Origin of the sequence: Chitinophaga jiangningensis (assembly GCF_900142605.1) — a bacterium.
GTDB classification, from domain to species: Bacteria; Bacteroidota; Bacteroidia; order Chitinophagales; family Chitinophagaceae; genus Chitinophaga; species Chitinophaga jiangningensis.
Window position 1 is genome coordinate 1 of the sequence record NZ_FRBL01000004.1, and the last position, 20,099, is coordinate 20,099.

The following is a 20,099-nucleotide window of genomic DNA, read 5'->3' on the forward strand; positions in this document are numbered from 1 at the left end:
TGTACTAGTACAACTCTCTAAGCAGGCTGGCTTATGCCGCCTTAAAACACAAATTTAATAATTTTATTCTTGTTTATAAACACAGAATCTTTGCGTGCAAAAAAGATCGCCCTACTGGTGCCGAAGGCGCCTTAGCATTACCAGCTTACCATCCTTACGCTTTACTGCGAAAAGAAGCCCATTATTACCAAATTGTTAAGCCCCGCCTCCCGATAGTTACTTCCCTTTCCACATGTGACATATATACGAACTAACAAATCGTTTCAATTGGAAAGAGAAGAGATTTACCAGTTAATGGCCCGGTACCGTGCCGGCAAATGCTCCCCGGAGGAGGTGCTGCTGCTGATGGCATGGCTGGACCGTATGCAAACGCAGCAATCGGCCGGTTTACCGGCAGACATGCAGGCCACCGTCAAACAAAAAATACTTAACAACATACATCAGGCGCCCGCTTCCCGTAACATTTACTGGAAGCGCTGGGCAGCCGCAGCGGCGCTGCTGCCACTGATTGCCGTTGCCTGGTGGTGGAAAACAGGGAACGTAAACACCACTGCCACCGCCTGGAATAGCATCTCCACCCGAAAACAGGAAGTGAAAAAAGTAAAACTGCCAGATGGCTCACAGGTATGGCTAAACGCATCTTCCAGACTGGAATACCCTGCCGACTTTAACAGCCACCGCACCGTGCGGATCACCGGCCATGGCTATTTCGACGTAGCACAAAATAGTCAGTCGCCTTTCCTCGTGGAAGCAGCAGATATAAAAGTAAAAGTACTGGGCACCGCCTTCGCCGTAACCCATGTAAAAGGCCAGCCGGCACGCATTGCCGTAGCTACGGGTAAAGTGCAGGTAACAGAAAAAGAACAGGTACTGGGCATATTACAGGCATCCCAGCAACTCATTGTAACCCCGCAAATGGCCATGATGAGCTATATCGACAGTACCAGCATCCAGAGCTGGACCAGCGGCGATTTAGTAATGCATGACGTACCACTGCAACAGGTACTGTGGGAACTGGAGAACTACCATGGAGTGGCCTTTGAAACGAAAGCCAATATCGATGCCTGCCGGCTTAGTGTGAACTTCAACCAAAGCATGACCCTGCAAAATAAGCTCGATATCATTAGCAGGATTATCATCTCACCAAAAATAAAATTCAATACCACGGACCATAAAAAGTATGTGGTACAGTAATCATCAGACCATTCATATTTAACACTATACATTATGCAACCAACATTGCGACATCACCTGAAACATCCGCGAAGGATGAAGCCCCTGCTTGTACTACTGCTGGCCGCTGTTCCTTTCACAGAAAGCTTCTCCGCATTCAGCCAGGCATTAGAGCATGTAGTGCCGGGCATGGATGTAAAAAAAGGTTCTCTTACCCAGGCCATTGTATCCCTGGAAAAAAAAGCAGGCGTGCGGATCTCCTATGATAACCGCGCCCTGGCCAACTTACAGGTAACACCACATACCTGGAAAAACGAAACGGTGGCGGCTATACTTTCCGACCTGCTGCTCAGCACTGGTTTGAAGTACGAAGAACGCCAAAACACCATTGTCATCTTTCCGGCCAATGCCAACCCCGGCATGACCAGCGCCCTGCAACAGGAAAAAAAGATCAGCGGCAAAGTAACGGATGCCTCCGGCCCATTGCCAGGCGCCGTTGTACAGCTCAAAGGCAGCAACAAAGGCGCCATTACCGATGCTAACGGTAACTTCTCCTTTAATGCCCCTGTAAACGGGGAAGCTGTACTTACCATCAGTATGGTGGGTTATAAACAACAGGAAATAGTATTCACCGGCACTCCGCTGCAAATCACGCTCAACACCACCAGCCGTGAACTAGGGCAGGTATTGGTGGTGGGATATGGTAGCCAGTCCCGTAATAAGATTTCCGGCGCCATCACAGATGTAAAGCTGGATAAACTGAGTTCCCGCTCTGTTAGCAGCGTGGAAGAAGCCATGCAGGGCAAGGCGCCCGGCGTACAGGTACAAAACCAGGGCGGTGATCCGATGTCGCCCCCTAAAGTATATATCCGCGGTACCGGCGGTATCAACGGTGAAAACCCACTGTACGTAGTGGATGGCACCATCTATGATGGCCTGGTGAACCCGGCAGACATCGAGTCCATTTCTGTTTTGAAAGATGCCGCCGCTGCTATTTACGGCGCACGCGCTTCCGGCGGGGTGATCCTCATCACTACCAAGAAAGGTAAATCCGGCAAGATGTCCGTAAACGCGGATGCGAAACTCGGTGTTCAAAGCGCCTACAAAACGCTGGATGTGCTCAATGCGGCCGAGTTCAACGATGTGATGAACCAGGCATATGATAATGCAGGCAAAACACGTAATCCCGCTTACGATGCCACCAAAAATCCGGATGGCGCCATCACCCGCACCAACTGGATGGACGAAATCACCCGGTCTGCCAAACTGCAGGAATATAACCTGGATATGAGCGGCGGTAATGATAAGTCGAAATACTTTATGGGCTTCGGTTACCGCAAGCAGGACGGGATTCTTATCAATACTTTCAGCGAACGTTATAACTTCCGCCTTAACTCTGACCACCAGCTCAACGACTGGCTCAAGGTAGGCGAAAATATCAGCTACGCCTATACGAATGGTAATGGTGCCAATACCACCAGTGCCTATACCGGCGCTATCCTGACGGCGTTACAATACACCCCCAGCGTTGCGCCTTACCAGCCGGATGGCAGTTTCAGCGGCCTGCCTGCCCAATGGGCCGGTGGTTACGGTGATGTGATCAACCCGGTAGCCTACCTCCAGCGCCTCGATCAGAAACACCCGAAAAGCTTTCTCCTGATCAACCCGTATGTAGAGATAAAACTGCCGGCTAACCTGACCTTCCGGTCTAATCTCTCCATCAACAAAGTGTTTGACAACGAGAAAAACTTTACTAGCCGCGTACTGGAAATCGGCAAGAAATTCGACTTCAACAACCTGTATTTATCCAACAGTAATTCCAACGATCTGCTGGCAGAACAAACGCTGACTTATAACAAACAGTTGAAGGCGCACCACCTCAACGTGGTGGGCGGTTTCAGCTACCAGCGCATCCAGCGGGATTATTTCAACCTGCTGGTCAACAACTACGGCGACGAGCGTCCGGAGTTCCGCTATCCGCAAAACGGAGATGCAGTGGACCCGAATGGCTTCAATGGTGGCAGGGATCTGCTAGCCACACAATCATTCTTTGGTCGTATCAACTATGACTATAATTCCAAATATCTTTTTTCTGTTTTAGGGAGACGTGATGGCAGCTCCTTAGTAGCGCCGAGTCACCGCTATCAGAATTACTATTCAGTATCTGCCGGCTATGTACTCACCAGCGAACAGTTTATCAAAGACCTGGAAATAGACCATGTACTGAGCTACCTGAAATTAAGAGGCAGCTATGGTTTGCTGGGTAACTTATCCTCCCTGCCGGTGGGCGCCGTTAGCCCGCTGCTAGGCCGTACCAGCGTATACTTTGGAGCAAAACCGGGTATTGGCCGCGCGTATTACGAACAAACCATCGCCAATCCTGATCTTACCTGGGCGGAATCAGAACAAACCAATATCGGTATCGACCTCGGCCTGCTCGATAACCGTATTTACCTGATTGGGGATTACTTCATCAAGAAAACTAACAAGATGCTCCGCCAGAAACAGGCACTGAGTACCGATGGTGTGCAAAATGGTGCCTGGATGAATGTGGGTAATGTAAGAGATAACGGTATTGAACTGGGGATTACTTTCAACAGTAAAGAAGGCAGTGATTTCCAGTATAGCATAGGTGCGAACCTGGCTACCGTTAACAACAAACTGCTGTCGTTAGGTATGGGCGACCAGGTACTGAGTACTTCCGATATCAATATCCGTAGTTCTATCACGCCTATCCGTGTAGAAGTAGGTCACCCGCTGTATTCCTACTACCTTGTAAAAAGTGCAGGCCTGTTCCAGACGCAGCAGGAAATCGACAACTACACCTGGACGGATGCTAAAACCGGCGTTACCAGCAAGATCCAGCCAAATGCAAAACCAGGTGACATGAAATTTATTGATGCCAACAACGACGGTAAGATCAACAACTCCGACCGTCAGTTTATGGGCACACCATATCCTAAGTTCACCTACGGCTTTACGTTCAACGGCAGTTACAGGGGATTTGACTTCAACCTGTTCCTGCAGGGCGTGCAGGGCAACAAAGTGTTTAATGCACTGAAGTATACCGGCCTTGCACCACTGGTAACCGGCCAGGGTTACAACCTGCTGGCAGATGTAAAAAATGCCTGGACGCCAACGAATACTAACACGGATATTCCAAGAGTCTCTATCTCTGACCCTAACGGCAACTTCGGTACTACTTCCGACTGGTACCTGGAAGACGGCTCTTACCTGCGCATCAAAAGTGTAACCCTCGGTTATACGCTGCCGGCAAACATGGCAGGCAGGATGCATATCAGTAAACTGCGTGTATTCGTGACCGGTAACAACCTCTTCACTTTCACCAAATATTCAGGCATGGACCCTGAGGTGGGCACTGATACCTACGGCATTGACCTGGGGCGCTATCCGCAGGCACGTGGCTTCATTGCAGGACTCAGTGTGAATTTCTAATACTTAAGCAAAACAGGATGAAAAAGATAGTTTATACCTTCTCTATATTTGCAGGATTAGCCATCAGCGCCTGCAACAGCAAGCTGGATGTAGCACCGGAAGGCTCTCCTTCGCTCAATAACTTCTGGAAAACGGCAAAGGATGCCACCAGTGGTGTGAACGCCATGTATGCACCATTTGACGATGAAAACTTTTATGGCCGTGGCGCCTTCTGGTTTATTGACGCCTCCGATGATATGGTGGTGGGTCGTGGTAAGCCGGAAGCTGAAAACATCAAGAACTTCAACTCTTCGTTTATTGGCGGTAGTTATACAGAAGGTCAGTGGTCACTCCGCTACCTGGTGATCAAACGTGCCAATGATATCCTCAGCAAAGTGCCGGCTATCACGATGGACGAAAAGCTGAAGCAGCGTTACCTGGGTGAGGCTTACTTCCTCAGCGGACTGATGTACTACCAGTTGTCGTATCTCTACGGTGATAACCGCGCCGGTGTTCCAATCATCAGCAAGTACAACCCTACACCCGGTGTGGTGGTACCGCGTGCGAAGAACGTAACAGAAAATTATGATACCGTAATTTCCGATCTGAAAAAGGCTGCGGCGCTGTTACCGGATTTCTCCACCTACTCCGCTGCTGATTACGGGCATGCACACCGAACCGCGGCGCTGGCCTACCTGGCAAAAACATATCTCTATAAAAAAGATTATGTGAATGCAGCTGCTTACGCAGATTCAGTGATACTAAGTGGCAAGCACTCCCTGCTCAAAAATTTTGCGGATGTATTTACCATTGCCAACAACTGGACAGGAGAATATATCTGGAGTGCGTACAGCACGCCTGCCGGCACCAGTGGCTGGGGAAGCATACTTCCTGGCGTAATGCTGGAAAATACCGGCTGGGGTAAGTACAACGGCTGGGGGTATTATATGCCTACCCGTGAGCTGGTAGAGGAATATGAAGCGGGCGACCTGCGTTTGCCTGCTACTATTCTGCAGCCTGGTGATCAGTTCAGGTATTTTGGAGAAACCCGTACCTATAGCAGCACCAACAGCACCAGCGGTTACCAGTTCCGCAAGTACATGGAACCATTTGGTTACGAAAACCCGGTGGGCACTTACCTGAGCCCGAATGGCGACCATCCCGTTACCGCGCTTAATCCGCCACTGCTCCGTTATGCGGAAATACTGCTGATCAAAGCCGAAGCGATGATTATGCAGGGCAAGAGCGGCGATAATGAAATCAATCTCGTACGTCAAAGAGCGGGGCTGAAACCTATCAGCGGTGCTACCATGGCTAATCTGAAGCATGAAAGAAGATGTGAGCTGGCCGGTGAGTGGGCGGATCGTCATTTCGATTTGGTACGCTGGGGAGATGCACAGGCGGCTTATGCAAAGCCTTTGCATGGCGTAGATCCGGTGAAGGTGATATGGCCAGCCCGTAAGTTTGATCCGGCGGTGATGCACGTATGGCCGGTGCCGCAACGTGAAATTGATGCCAGCGGTGGGGTGATTACCCAGAACCAGGGCTGGTAATTTTTGATATTGACCTTTCTTTTCTGTCGCCTACGGCGACAGAAAAGAAAGGAGGAAGGGAGTGCCAAAGGCACTCCCTTCCTCCTGAAAAGGTATTTTGTAATTTCAACACAATGAAAAAATTCTGCTTCCTGCCTGCCTGCATTATTGCTACTAACCTCTATGCACAAACGAAACTGCATACGATGTCACAGGCACATTCCCACAACGACTACGAACGAACTATGCCCTTTTACGCCGCTGCCAGTTTAGGTTTCGGTTATATTGAAGCAGATGTCCATTTGCAAAACGGGCGTTTATATGTAGCCCACGACAAGAAAGATATCAGCGAAGCCCGCACATTGGAAGCGTTGTACCTGCAACCGATCGCGCGGCAGTTTGAGCTGAACGGGGGCAAGCCCTATGCGGATGGTGCGCCCATGCGCCTGCTGATAGACCTGAAATCTGCAGGAGCCCCTACCCTGGCTGTTTTACAGCAGGAGATACAGCCTTATAAAAAATACTTCGACAGTCGCATTAACCCGAATGCGGTTCAGATAATATTATCCGGAAATGTACCGGCAGCGGATACCTGGCAGCAGTATGATCCGTTGTTTTATTTTGACGGCAGGCCCGACAGCACTTACAATGCAGCGGCCCTGGAACGGGTAGCCCTTATCAGTACGGACATGGGAAAATTTACCCGCTGGAACGGGAAGGGGACCCTGGTGCCTGCAGAGCAAAAAGCCATCGAAAAGCAGATTGCCGCTGTACATGCCATGGGCAAGCCTTTCCGGTTCTGGGGGGCAGCCAGTAGTAAGAGTACCTATTATAAACTGATGGACCTGGGAGTGGATGTAATTGGCTCGGATCACCCGGTGGAACTGTATGAAGTGATGCAGCATACCAGCAAAAGCTACAGTGCAAACACTCCGGTACACAGCGTGTATACGCCTACGTATGTTTCCGATGCCACAAAATTGAAATCAAAAAATGTGATCCTGATGATTGGCGATGGTACCGGGCTGGCGCAGCTATACGCCGGTTATACAGCCAATCGCGGCGACCTGAATATATTCCGGATGAAGCAACTGGGCCTATCCAAAACCCAGTCCACCGATAACTACCATACTGATTCTGCTGCCGGTGGTACTGCCCTGGCCACAGGCAGTAAAACCAATAACCGGGAGATAGGGATGGACAATACCTATGTGGCGATCTCTTCTCTTCCTGAGAAGCTGGCGAAAGCCGGCATACAGAGTGGCGTGCTGGTAACCGAGGAAATTACCGGGGCTACACCCGCATCTTTCTATGGTCATACGTCCGACCGGGATAGCACACGTCTGCTCCTGCACCAACTGATCGGCAGCAAATTACAGCTGGCCGCAGGCGGCGGAAAGGAGGCCCTGGAAACCATACAGGGAAGCAGCTTACAGCAGGAATTAAGCAAAGCCGGCGTAACGGTTATTGACCAGCTGGATCAGTGGGACCCACTTACCAAGGGCAGAACGCTGGTAATACTGTCGGATAAAGTGGTGAACTCCATGCAGGAGGGCCGCGGGGATTACCTCAAAGTGGCCCTGAAAAAGACTTTACAGCAGCTTGGCCAAAACAAAAAAGGCTTTTTCCTGATGGTGGAGGGCTCCCGGATCGACCATGGCGGCCATTATAACAACCTGGAATACCTGGTCCGCGAGATGTTGGATTTTGATGAGGCGGTGGGTGAAGCCCTGCAATTTGCAGATCAGCAAAAAGAGACTACTGTTATTGTGACCGCAGATCATGAAACCGGGGGATTGTCCCTGATGGATGGAGATATTAAGCAGGGTTGGCTGCGGGGTAATTTCGCCACCAATGATCATACGGGTATTCCGGTGATGGTGTTTGCCTACGGGCCTAATTCGGGGTTGTTTGGCGGAGTGTATGAGAATACGGAGGTTTTTGGGAAGATATTGAAGTGTTTTAGGCTGTAGCTGTAGTTATTTACCCACCCGGCACGGAACCCGCTCCTAATACCGAAGGCATCATTCATCTAAGATCATGAATGACACCTTCGGTGTCATTGGGTAGGTTCCGCGCTGCGCGCGGTGGGGCCTGCATGGGCTATTAGCTGAATAACTGCGCCAGTACCGGATCATTATAATCGTCCACAAACGCTATGATATTGTCATATTGATCAAATTCATCACGTGTATGCATGCTCGTGATAGCCACCGCCTTCATTCCCGCGTTGGCAGCCGCTTCCACGCCCTTAGGGGCATCCTCAAATACAATGCAGTTGGCAGCTGGCACGCCCAGTGCTTCCGCTGCTTTCAGGAAAACTTCCGGATTGGGTTTGCTGCTGCTTACATCTTCAGCGCCGATGATGGCTTTGAAATAGTGCCGCAGGTCCAGGTTATCCAGTACATAGTCCACATTAAACTTATCAGCGGCGGTGCCGATAGCCATGGGAATTTGTTGCGCGGTGGCCTTTTCCAGGAATGCCGGCAGGCCTGCAATCAGCTGTAAGTGAGGGCGGAACGCCGCCTGGTAAATCTCCTCCTTACGGCGGGCATAAGTTGCCATCTCCTCCGGGGTGAAGTGCCCTTTACCGAAAATCCTTTCCAGGAGTTCCTCATTTTTGCCGTACATATGCCCCCTCACCTGCTCGCGGGTCATGTTAGCCCCCAGTTTATTAAGCATATCAAACCAGCCGTCCAGGTGGTATTCCATGTCATTGATCATGGTTCCGTTCATGTCAAAAATAAAAGCCATGCTGCCGTTGTGTTCTACGATAAAAAAATGTATATTAGACTGATTTTAGTGTTAACTAAATGCATACAAGCAATTGTATGAATCATTTGACCGTGTCTGCTGCAACAGGCGCGGTTTTTTTCTGGCGCAAAGTAAGCGTTTATTCGTTATATTTGGAACGACAGATTATAAGGAAGGCTCTCGAAAAATAATCATTATGGCCATCGCCCGGAAGAATAATATTCATATCATTGGAAATCCTGACGCCCCACAGACACTCGTTTTCGGCCATGGATTCGGAATTGACCAGACTTCTTTTAAGGAGGTAGTTACCGCCTTCACAGATGATTATAAGATAGTCCTTTATGATAATGTTGGTGGCGGCAAGTCGGACATCGCAGCATTTAGCTTTAACCGGTATGCCACCACAGACGGCTATGTGAAAGACATAGCTGATATCATCCAGGAGCTGGGACTTACCAACGTTACTTTTGTAGGGCACAGTGTAAGCGGCATGATCGGGCTGCTGACCAGCCTGCAATATCCCGGTATATTTGAGCGGCTGATCATGATCGGCTCCAGTCCACGCTACCTCAATGATGAGGAGCAGGACTACATAGGCGGATTCAATCAGCAGTCACTCAACGATCTATATGCGGCCATGGAGTCAAACTACCACGCCTGGGCCAGCGGATTTTCTGCCCTTGCCATGAATCAGCCCCAACGGCCGGAACTGGCAGCCGGATTTGCCGCCAGCCTTACCGCTATCAGAGCAGATATTGCCATTGCTGTAGCACGTAGTATTTTTCAGCTGGATCACCGAGACGCCCTGCAACACGTGAAAATCCCGGTACTGATCCTGCAGACAGCTGACGATATTGCCGTTCCGGGAGCAGTAAGCGAATATATGGAAGCCCGCATCCCTAATAGTACCAGGATCAAAGTACAAACCACCGGGCATTTCCCGCATATGAGCGCACCACAAGAGGTGGTCAGTGCCATTAAAACATTTTTATAATTATTTATCACCCGTTCAACCTATAGGTGTGACAAGTTGGGACAGTAAAGCGCTGAGTTTTATAAATCAAACAAGCCGCTGGGATAAGGAGAAGCATATCGGATCATTTCTCACCTTCAGTATTAACCTGCTGAGAACATTGCTGCATGCCAATATTACGCTGCAAATCGAATTCCAGGATGAGTTTACCGCCAGAGTGAAAAATGCCTATCCGGAATACCTGGAAGACATGGTGCTGGACCCGGAGCCCATCAAAAAAATGCTCTACTCCAATGCCTTTAAAACGATTTACTGGCCTGCCATTCCACCACCCAATCACAACGTACTGAAAGACCTCCTGCAGGCTTTTTCCTCCTCCGTCATTATTCCTCTTCACACAGAACCTGCTAACAGCATGATTCTGCTGGGATGGAGCGAACCCGTGGAAATGACCGCCGCCTTCCAGGAATGCATTGAAACGATGCGCATACGCCTGAAGGAAATCATTACCCACAGTCAGCAGCACAGCCACTTTCAGCGTGTAGCCGCCCGCTTTTCCGCGATCATGCACGCAATGCCGCATGCCATTATTTTCATCAACAATGATGGATATTCCGGATGGGTAAATCAGCCGGCAGCTGAACTGCTGGAGCTCTCCGGTGCCGGCGAGCAGCTGCCCGCCATCCTTTCGGATGCCATGATGCAGCTGCGCAGCAGGGCCACCAATGCGGAAGAAATTTACCAGGAAGCCATGCAGTTGTTTTCCTCCCCAGCCAATGTGATCACCAACTGGGAATGGAAGTTCGATTACCCAACAGAAAAAAAATACAACGTCATCTGTATGCCTGTTTCATCCCAGCAGGTAAGCGGAAGATTATGGATTTTCGAAGCCGTGTAACGGCGCGTGCCTGCTATTGCCTACTCCATTCAAAAAAGAACTTACTACCCACGCCAGGATTGGATTCTACCCATACCTTACCTCCCTGTTCCTCTACCAGCATTTTGAAAATATTCAGTCCGATACCGGTTCCTGTAGCACCATCACCTTTTTCAAATAAACGGAAAATACGATCGGTATCCCGCTGCGACACACCAGGGCCGTTGTCCTGTACATAAAACTGTATATACCCCTCTTTTTCTGATTCCGCCGCACCAATATGAATGTCTACGTTTGCTTTATCGTTGTGCTTTATTGCGTTGGTGACCAGGTTCTGAAATACCTGTTGCAGTTTGAGTCGCGTAGTGGTAATGGTAGGAAACTCCGTATCGTATACCACCGATACGTTAGCCGGCAGGAACAGGAGTTTTACCATATTACGGAGCATCTGCCCTACTTCTACCGGCTCTTTGGGTTGTTCCTCCTCAATCTTGCGGGTATAGTCGAGCACACTGGTAATCATTTCCGTGAGGTGGTTGGTAGCCGTGAGTACGATCTGCATGTATTCCCCCAGGTCTGGTTCATTCTTGATGCGCTCATCTTCCGCGATGACATTGAGCAGGCCAATAGCCCCGTTCAGCGGGGATTTCAGGTCATGCGCCACCACAAACATAAAGCGTTCCAGCTGCTTATTGATTTTATCTTTATCCGCCAGTGCATTTTTCAGCTCTTCCTGGTAGAAGTACAGTTTTTCAAAAACGCTGACTTTTGCCCGGGTAATATCTACGTCCAGTGGCTTGGCCAGGTAATCCACTGCACCTTCTTCAAATCCTTTTAGTACATATTGCTCTTCCTTGTTGATCGCGGTTACAAAAATGATGGAGATGTCCTTGGTTTTTGGGTTGCTTTTCAGGAGCCGTGCCACTTCGTAACCATCCATATCTCCCATTTGTACATCCAGCATAATGAGCCCTATATCAGGGTTTTTCAGGGTAAGCTTAAGTGCCTCATTGCCCGATAGTGCCTTCAGAAATACCCTGTTGGGAGCCTGCAGCATGTCTTCGAGCGACAACAGGTTTTCCTGTTTATCGTCCACGAGCAGGATCGTCATTTTTTTGGAAGGTTCTAACATTTAGTTGTCAATTTACTTGTTGTTGTATGTAGTTCTTATATAGGTTGTCATTTCATCTGACCGCATAACGTCTATCTTATTGGAAAGTTCTATGGCTGCGAGTGGCATAATATCGAATTCTGCTTCTTCCGGGTCCTGGGCGATGCCGGTACCACCGTTTTTCACGATGCGCAGTAATCCGGCGGCACCATCGCTGTTGGCACCACTGAGGAGGATGCCCAGCGCGCGTTTGCCATAGGTGGCGGCTATACTAAAAAATGTTTCATCTATCGCCGGCCGGCTGTAGTGCACCAGCTCGGAATAGTCCAGTGAAAAGGTACCATCCGGCTCTACCAGCAGGTGGTAGTTTTGCGGTGCGAGGTAAATACAGCCTGGCTTCACCTGCTCTTTGTCTTCCGGCTCTATGATAGGCCTGTCGGTCGACATCAGCTTGTTTAACTCACTATGTACGTTCTTGAGCCGATGCAACACCAGTATAACGGGTACTTTCATATCCCGCGGCAATTCCCTGACCAGCCTGCCCATTACGGGCAGGCTGCCGGCGGAGCCACCAATGGCAATAATATCAAATCCGGTTGCAGGCTTCAAGTATTATAATTTACGTCTGAAAATTTTATACGGACCGTTCACTACTTCAAACTTCTTCCGCTCTTTGCTGAATAACATGGACTCTTTCATACCCAGTGCCAGGTAGCCTCTGGTGGCAAGGCTGTCGTAAAACAGCGACACTACTTTTTCCTGCAATGGGCGATTGAAATAGATAAATACGTTTCTGCAGCATATTAGCTGAAACTCGTTAAATACCTGGTCGGTTACCAGGTTATGCTGAAAGAAGATGATGTTTTTTCGCAGCGATGGATGAATGATCGCATTATCATACCGTGCAGTATAATAATCGGAAAAGTCATGCCTTCCTCCCGATTGAATATAATTGTGTGTATAATCTTTCATCCACTTCATGGGCACGATGCCGGTGTTAGCTTTTTCGAGGTTGGCGGCGTTCATATCGGTGGCGTATAAACGGCTGCGTTCCAGCAAGCCTGCTTCCTGGAGCAGTATGGCCATGGAGTATACTTCTTCACCGGTAGCGCAGCCTGCGTGCCATATTTTAATGATCGGGTAGGTGGCCAGCCGGGGTAACACTTCTTCTCTCAATAATTTATAAAAGCCCGGATCACGAAACATTTCCGTCACATTCACGGTAATGTATTCCACCATCCGTTTAAAAAATGCCGGTTCTGTTTGCAGCCGCGTCTTCAATTCCACCAGTGTATCCACGCTGGCATGTCCCATAAACCGTACGAATCTTCTCTTCAGTGATGCCTTTGCGTAGTCATTGAAGTCGTAACCGTACTGATGCTGGATGATATAGATCAGCTCCTGGAGTTCTGTATTACTGATTTCTTCTACCATATATTATTTATGACAACCACACCCGGATGAGCGACAATAATTTACTACCATCCACGGGTTTGGTAATATAATCAGAAGCCCCGGCGTCTATTGATTTCTGCCGGTCGTCCGCCATTGCTTTGGCGGTGAGTGCGATAATCGGCAGCCGGGTAAATCGTTTATCCTGTCTTATTTGTTTCATGGCTTCGTAGCCGTTCATGCCCGGCATCATAATATCCATCAGCACGAGGTGGGTATCGGGGTGTTGCCGGAGTACATCCAGTGCTTCCTGGCCATCGGAGGCAGCCAGCACGCTTACGCCCTGTGCTTCCAGGAGTGCGCTGATGGAAAACACGTTTCGCATATCATCATCTGCCAGCAGGATGGTTTTGCCTTCCATGATGTTTTCGGTGTCCTTCAGCTCTTTGAGTGTTTCCACGTTTGCAGGATCTACTTTTTCCAGCTTATACAAAAACAACTCCAATTCATCGAGGAGGCGGTCTGTTGCCAGGGCGGCGCTGCGCACGATAGCGGAGGCGTGCTTTTTCAGCTGCGCCTCTTCGGCAGGACTGATATCCTTATCGAGGTAGGCGATTACCGGGGTGTTGGAGGCAGCGGTAAGTGTGGCCAGGTCTTGCAGTTCTGCCACGGCGGCGCTGGTATCTCCCCCTAATTCCACAATTACCCCATCATATTTTTGGGCAGCGAGGTAGGGTCTGGCTTCCGCAATAGAGCTAACCTGGTCGTACTGCGTTTCCAGCCGCCGTTCTTCTGTTTTGGAGCGGATGTGTGGATCTCCCGCCAGTGGGCCTGCGGCAATGATCAGAACTTTTTTCAGCCGTTCATAGAGCTGGGCATTAATATCTCCAAAAATCTTTTCCATGTCGGGCTGCTGAATGGGTTTCTGCGTGTATCCATTTACGTTATTGGCGGTATGAGGAGATAATTCCCCTGCGGTTACCACATGTACGAGTATATCTTTGAGATCATCCGTGCTGCGTATGATCTGCAGTATACTCTCTCCATCGATCACCGGCAGGTTCATATCCAGGATAATGGCTACCGGCCTGAACTTGCGGGCCAGGTAGAGCCCTTCCTGCCCGTTATGGGCTACAATGGTTTTAAAACCTTTATTTCTCGACACCTCTTTTAACAGATCCGCGAACCACTTATCGTCTTCTACGATGAGAATGAGTTTATCTTGTTGGCCAATGTTGGCGCGATCGTCGTCCGGGGTGGCATCCACGGGCTCCTGCACCTGTTCTTTGGCGGGAATACTTTCTACAATGGGCCGGAATGGCTGGTGAGTTGGTTCCAGCGGGATGCTGATGGTAAACGTACTTCCTTCGGGAGAGCTGCTTTCCAGGAGTATTTGCCCGTTCATCATTTTCATCAGATAGCGGGAGATGGAAAGCCCGAGCCCTGTACCACCAAACTTACGGCTGGTACTGCTATCGGCTTGCTGAAAGGCTTCAAAGATCAGCTGCTGCTTATCTTCCGGAATCCCCATGCCTGTGTCAATCACGCTCACGCAAAGGCTCGCTTCTTTGATATACCATTCCACCTTTACGGTGCCATGTTCTGGTGTAAACTTAAAGGCATTGGACAAGAGGTTGCGGATCACCTGTTCCAGGCGTTGCTTGTCTGTAGGCACTTTTTCCGGTACATCGGCGCTGGTATTCTGTATGAAGTGAATATTTTTTTGTTGTGCTACTATTTTAAACAGGTCATCGATGTCATTCTGCATTTCCTTCACCCGCACCTCATCTATATTGATATCGATTTTACCCGCTTCAATTTTCGACAGGTCGAGGATATCATTGATGAGGGTGAGCAGTTCTGAACCGGAGCGATGAATAATGGTAGCGTATTCCCGTTGGCGCGCGGTGAGGTTGTTATCCTTGTTCTCTTCCAGCATTTTGGCCAGGATCAGCACACTGTTGAGTGGCGTCCGGAGTTCGTGGGACATATTGGCGAGGAAGTCCGTTTTATAACGGTTGCTGGCTTCCAGTTCGGAGGCTTTTAGCGAAAGTGCTTCCCTGGCGGCTTCCAGCGCTTTATTTTTCACGGTCATTTCCGCGTTTACCTGCCGCAGCTCTTCTTCCTGTACGCGGAGTTCTTCTTCGGAAGCCTGTAATACCTCTGACTGGCGGCTTAATTCTTCATTGCTCTGCCGGAGTTCTTCCTGCTGGTTGATGAGGATTTCCTTATGTTCCTGCACCTGTTTGAGCAGTTCCATTACCTTATCCCGGCTGCTGGCGGCATTGAGGGCCACAGCAATATCCTTCGCCTGTGTTTCCAGTAGTTCCAGTTGTACCTTTGAGGTTTTATGGAAAGATGCCAGTTCTATCACGCCGGCGATTTCGCTGTCCATCCACAATGGCACCAGGATCAATTGCGCCGGAGAGGTTTCACCGGTGGCAGATTTGATTTTCCAGTAGTGGCCCGGGATATCTTCAATCACTTTTATCTTTTTTTCCAGGGCGGCCTGGCCGGTGAGGCCCTCACCGGGCACAAGCGTTTGCGGTATACCGGCAGGCACTGCAACGCCGGCGGCTAAACGAAGATTTCCCTTATTTTCATCTGTAATATAAAAGGCGCCGGCTACATAGTTACCATATTCCACCAGTTCCTTCAGGCACTTTTGTGACAGCGAGGAAACGTTTAAGATCCCCTGCAGGCTGGCATTCATCTGATCCATCCCTACCAGTTTCCAGTTTCGTTGGTTAGCCTGGTTATTCAGTTCCACTACCTCATCCAGCTTGTCGTTAAGTATCCGTTGCGCCCTCAACCTGCGTTTAAACTCTTTATAGGTAACTACAATAAGAATGAAACCCACTACCAGTATGAAGAAGTTATTCCATATCAGTACCACCATCGACCTGTCTGCCGACTCCTCATTTTCATTTTCCCTCAGTACGAGCAGCCGCTGTTCTTCTGTACGTATATTAATAATATTAGTGCGGATCTTATCCATCAGGTCAACTTCCCTATCTGTCAGCTCCACATTTTCTGCAAATGTCTGTTTCCAGATGCGGTGATCATTTTCGTTCCAGTAGCTCAAAATGGCGTTGATGGCGTTTTCCAGACTATCTACCCGCCGTTCTTCCGCTTGGTTATCGGCCACCATACTGCGAAGCGTGGTTACGGCCGGTGTAATTTTAGGGAGATTCAACTCATAGGGTTGTAGATATTTGCGCTCGAATGTGGCGCGGAATCCACGCCGGGAGGCTTCCATATCTACCACCAGCCGGTTTATCCTTTCCAGCTGGTTCAACACTTTATAGGTATGCTGTACCCAGGCAGACTCGTGCTTCTGTTTCTGGAATGACCTAATAGTGAGGATGCCACCCAGTACAACCAGGATCACGACCAGAGCAAATCCCGCGTACAACCGGTTTACCAATGAAAACTTCATAGTCTGACTAAAAATATGTGATCGAAAAAAGCGGCTGAAATACCTGCAATCAATTTTATTCTATAATTTAGTTAAAAATATCAAAACTTGTTCATATTCAATGATTTTGACAAGTAATATTATCGAGCGTTCCAAATATTTTTATTTGTTAACGGAAAAACTAAAAACCAGTTATCATAGTATATATACGAAGATGACGGGAGTTCCGGTACAAAATTTTTCAGATGACAACTTCGGTGCCATTTGAGTGGAAATTGCGCGATGCGCGGTGAGTTACTGTCTGTGAAATATCCTTCGCCAAAGTTTTACATCATTCTCTTTTGAAATGCCAAACCTCTCTCAAATGACCGTACGAAATAATTTAATACTAACCAGCCGCTTTGAACAAGGACCTTTAATGGTTGTTATAAGCGGACAAAAGCAACACAATGAATAGAATTCTGCTTGTAGAGGATGATGAAGTAATGCCGAAAATTATTGCACGTATTTTGCCGGAGCCTGAGTACCAGGTGGATGTTGCCGTGAATGGCAAAGAGGCCATGCAGAAACTGGAAGACAATAATTATCAGTATGACCTGGTCATTACTGATATTATGATGCCTTATGCCAATGGATTTGAAATCCTCAGTAAAGTGAAAACGCATGACCAGGAGCATCCGATACCAGTTATTATTGTTTCCAACGCGGGTAATGAAGACATGATTATGGAAGGCTTTAAGCTGGGGGTGGATGATTTCCTTAAAAAGCCTATTATCCCTGCTGAGTTGATTATCAGGGTAAAACGTTTATTAATGAAGAAATAAAATTTACTATTGGAAACTACACTATCCGACATTCTGCAGGAAATCCGCTCTATATACTATTATGCGCCGTTGGCTATCAAAATAGCCATGATATTTATATTCTTAGCGGTGTCTGCCACGGTATTGGCCTACCTGGTCATGCTGAGAAGTCGTTACCGTAACTTCCGGCAGCGCCGGCGTTTGCAGAAAATGCTGCCCAAGATTGACGACCTGCTGATCAACGAGATTATTACCAATCCGAATATACCACAGGATGTGGCGCCTTCGAAGGTGGCGCTGGACCTGGAGCCGTTTGATGCCCTGCCGCTGCACCGGCGCTGGGGCCGGCAAATGCTGACGGCACGCATTATCCATTACCGCAACAATGTGTCTGGCAGCGCCGGCGACCTGCTGCGCAACCTGTACCTGCAGCTGGACCTCGACAAAGACGCCATGCGTAAGTTGAAGTCGCGCCACTGGAACCGAAAAGTAGAAGCGCTCACCGAGTTCACACTCCTGGACATGCCGATTTCCGATGTGACGATCCTCCCGCTGGCCAATAGCCGTAACCGTGAGTTAAGAGCAGCTGCCAGGCAGGCGTACATCAAGCTGAGTAAGAACGAACCGTTTAAGTTCTTCGACTCCGTTACCGATCCGCTCCTGCCCTGGGACCAGGTGGAGCTCTTTCGCATTATCACCACCACCACAGATATTGCCATTCCCAATTTCGCCCGATGGATCACCTACTCCTCCAATAAAAGTGTAGTGTCGTTCTGTATGAAGCTGGTGGTACATTATAACCAGATCGCCGCCGTGCCTGCCATCGTGAAGCTGCTGGAAAACAGGGACCACCTGCTGCGCGCCGATGCCATCGAGGCATTGGGCCGTTTGAAAATTGCGGAAGTGGAAGATAAGCTGGTACACCTGTATACCAGCCAGCCGCTGTTTTGCCAGATCGCTATCCTGAAGGCGCTGGGGCGTATCAGAAGCGGACGGCATATCGACTTCCTGCGGAATGAATTCCTGCATTCCACTGACTTTGACCTGCGCAAGGCTGCGGCCCGCGCCATCGTGAAAAATGAAGTCGTAGCCCGGGGCGTGATCGATGAGCTGCTGGCCACCACCAAAGGTGAAAACCTCCTCATCCTCAAACATTGCATGAACCCATTAATTAAATATTGATGAGCAGTGTACAGGAAATATTAGCCGCATTTTACGACTCATCCATTTTTGTGTATGGGTTAACGTTAATCATTGTATATGGTTTGCTGGCATTACTGTCCATCATCGCTATCAGGCGTTACCTGAATGCCACCAAACCCAGTCAGCTGGAAAACCTGGTCAGCTCCCCGCTGGCGCCTGGCATATCCATCCTTGCGCCTGCTTACAATGAAGGACTTACCATCATTGCCAACGTACGCTCGCTGCTCACGCTCAACTACCCGAAATTCGAAATTGTGCTGATCAACGATGGCAGTACGGATGATAGTCTGGAACAGCTGATTCGGGAGTTTGACATGGTGGCGGTGGATTTCGCCTACAATGAAAAAATCAGGACCAAACCGGTAAAAAATATTTATAAGTCGCGCAACCTCGCCTATTCCAACCTGCTGGTAATCGACAAAGCCAACGGAAAAAGTAAGGCAGATGCGGTAAATGCCGGCATTAACGCCGCAGCATTCGATTACTTTGTATGCACGGATGTGGACTGCGTGCTGCATAAAGACACCCTGCTGGAGCTGATTAAACCGGTGATGCAGGATGGGGACAAGCGGGTGATTGCCATAGGAGCTACTTTGCGCATTGCCAATTCCAGTGAGTTTGATGAAGGAGTGATGACGCGCATGCGCCCACCTAAGGCCATGCTGCCGCGCTTCCAGGAGGTGGAATATATTCGCTCCTTTGTGCTGGGAAAGATGGGTTGGAGTGCGCTCAACTGCGTACCAAACGTTTCCGGTGGTCTGGGATTGTTTGACCGGGAAATAGTGATCAAGAGCGGCGGTTACGACCATAAATCTTTTGGAGAAGATATGGAATTGTTGACGCGCATGTGTCGTTTTTGTGAGGATAACAAGATCAAATATGCCGTTCGTTACATCCCTAAAACCTTGTGCTGGACGGAGGGACCGGCTTCCCTGCAGGTTTTTGGGAGACAAAGAACCCGCTGGGCCAGGGGGCTGGCGCAACTCATGTTTGCCCACAGGGGCGTGTTCCTGAATCCCCGCTATGGGCGATTGGGACTGGTTGTATTTCCCTACAACTTCTTCTTTGAGTTGCTGGCGCCGCTCGTGGAGGCTTCCGGAGTGATCGTATACCTGTGGCTGGCGTTTACTGACAATGTAAACTGGCCGTATGCTATACTGCTGCTCATTTTCGTATATACGTATGCGATTATGATCACTACGTTGTCGATATTATGGGATCAGCTGAGCTTCCATTATTATAAATCATTTAAAGAAGTATTGTCCTTGTGCATCATGCCTTTTCTGGAATTTTTGCTGTACCACCCGCTGATCACCTTTTACTCGTTGAAAGGATATTTTTTCTTCCTGACGAACAGGCGGAGCAGCTGGGGGAATATGCAGCGACAGGGTTTCAAGAAAGCGAAGACAACCACTTAAACCAATT

The 20,099-nt window shown here is 49.1% G+C and carries 14 protein-coding genes; 9 read left to right on the plus strand and 5 right to left on the minus strand.

Annotation, left to right across the window (positions count from 1 at the left end; translation table 11 throughout):
* Positions 1 to 267 precede the first annotated feature (267 nt).
* The 4 genes from BUB18_RS10325 to BUB18_RS10340 all read left to right on the plus strand — a co-directional run bounded on the left by BUB18_RS10325 (position 268) and on the right by BUB18_RS10340 (position 8,113).
* Positions 268 to 1,194: a FecR family protein gene (locus tag BUB18_RS10325; protein ID WP_073080510.1), complete on the plus strand. Its 927-nt coding sequence runs from the start codon at positions 268 to 270 to the stop codon at positions 1,192 to 1,194.
* A 33-nt stretch (positions 1,195 to 1,227) separates the two neighbouring features.
* Positions 1,228 to 4,629 (plus strand): SusC/RagA family TonB-linked outer membrane protein, encoded by a 3,402-nt coding sequence (locus tag BUB18_RS10330; protein ID WP_083549721.1) that lies wholly within the window; start codon positions 1,228 to 1,230, stop codon positions 4,627 to 4,629.
* Positions 4,630 to 4,646: 17 nt separating this feature from the next.
* A complete protein-coding gene (locus BUB18_RS10335) occupies positions 4,647 to 6,161 on the plus strand; it encodes a RagB/SusD family nutrient uptake outer membrane protein (RefSeq protein WP_073080514.1) in 1,515 nt (504 codons plus the stop codon).
* 113 nt (positions 6,162 to 6,274) lie between these two features.
* A complete protein-coding gene (locus tag BUB18_RS10340) occupies positions 6,275 to 8,113 on the plus strand; it encodes an alkaline phosphatase (protein ID WP_073080516.1) in 1,839 nt (612 codons plus the stop codon).
* A 133-nt stretch (positions 8,114 to 8,246) separates the two neighbouring features.
* Here BUB18_RS10340 and BUB18_RS10345 read toward each other — a convergent pair whose 3' ends face one another.
* Positions 8,247 to 8,894, minus strand: a complete 648-nt coding sequence (locus tag BUB18_RS10345) for an HAD family hydrolase (protein WP_073080518.1) — start codon at positions 8,892 to 8,894, stop codon at positions 8,247 to 8,249.
* A gap of 196 nt (positions 8,895 to 9,090) precedes the next feature.
* On the opposite strand from BUB18_RS10345, the gene BUB18_RS10350 reads away from it, so the two are divergent.
* Positions 9,091 to 9,891, plus strand: a complete 801-nt coding sequence (locus BUB18_RS10350; RefSeq protein WP_073080520.1) for an alpha/beta fold hydrolase — start codon at positions 9,091 to 9,093, stop codon at positions 9,889 to 9,891.
* A 28-nt stretch (positions 9,892 to 9,919) separates the two neighbouring features.
* Positions 9,920 to 10,768 carry a hypothetical protein gene (locus BUB18_RS10355; protein ID WP_073080521.1) on the plus strand — a complete coding sequence of 283 codons (849 nt, stop codon included), beginning with the start codon at positions 9,920 to 9,922 and terminating at the stop codon, positions 10,766 to 10,768.
* A gap of 13 nt (positions 10,769 to 10,781) precedes the next feature.
* Here the strand turns inward: BUB18_RS10355 and BUB18_RS10360 are convergent, their stop codons facing one another.
* From BUB18_RS10360 to BUB18_RS10375, 4 genes are read right to left on the minus strand one after another with little or no spacing between them, the layout of a single operon-like run.
* Entirely contained in the window at positions 10,782 to 11,879 is a 1,098-nt protein-coding gene (locus BUB18_RS10360; RefSeq protein WP_073080523.1) for a hybrid sensor histidine kinase/response regulator, read from the minus strand.
* 12 nt (positions 11,880 to 11,891) lie between these two features.
* Complete coding sequence (locus BUB18_RS10365) at positions 11,892 to 12,467, minus strand: chemotaxis protein CheB (RefSeq protein WP_245805647.1); 576 nt, start codon at positions 12,465 to 12,467, stop codon at positions 11,892 to 11,894.
* Between the two features lie 3 nt (positions 12,468 to 12,470).
* Positions 12,471 to 13,292 carry a CheR family methyltransferase gene (locus BUB18_RS10370; RefSeq protein ID WP_073080524.1) on the minus strand — a complete coding sequence of 274 codons (822 nt, stop codon included), beginning with the start codon at positions 13,290 to 13,292 and terminating at the stop codon, positions 12,471 to 12,473.
* A gap of 7 nt (positions 13,293 to 13,299) precedes the next feature.
* Entirely contained in the window at positions 13,300 to 16,689 is a 3,390-nt protein-coding gene (locus BUB18_RS10375) for a response regulator (RefSeq protein WP_073080526.1), read from the minus strand.
* A 428-nt stretch (positions 16,690 to 17,117) separates the two neighbouring features.
* On the opposite strand from BUB18_RS10375, the gene BUB18_RS10380 reads away from it, so the two are divergent.
* Genes BUB18_RS10380 through BUB18_RS10390 form a run of 3 tightly spaced genes read left to right on the plus strand, consistent with a single transcriptional unit; the run spans position 17,118 to position 20,092 of the window.
* Positions 17,118 to 17,492: a response regulator gene (locus BUB18_RS10380; protein ID WP_073080528.1), complete on the plus strand. Its 375-nt coding sequence runs from the start codon at positions 17,118 to 17,120 to the stop codon at positions 17,490 to 17,492.
* Positions 17,493 to 17,501: 9 nt separating this feature from the next.
* The gene (locus BUB18_RS10385; RefSeq protein ID WP_073080529.1) at positions 17,502 to 18,653 is read left to right on the plus strand and encodes a HEAT repeat domain-containing protein; all 1,152 of its coding nucleotides are present in this window, start codon (positions 17,502 to 17,504) and stop codon (positions 18,651 to 18,653) included.
* Entirely contained in the window at positions 18,653 to 20,092 is a 1,440-nt protein-coding gene (locus BUB18_RS10390) for a glycosyltransferase family 2 protein (protein WP_073080531.1), read from the plus strand. The genes BUB18_RS10385 and BUB18_RS10390 overlap by 1 nt, the downstream gene beginning before the upstream one ends.
* Positions 20,093 to 20,099: the final 7 nt, after the last annotated feature.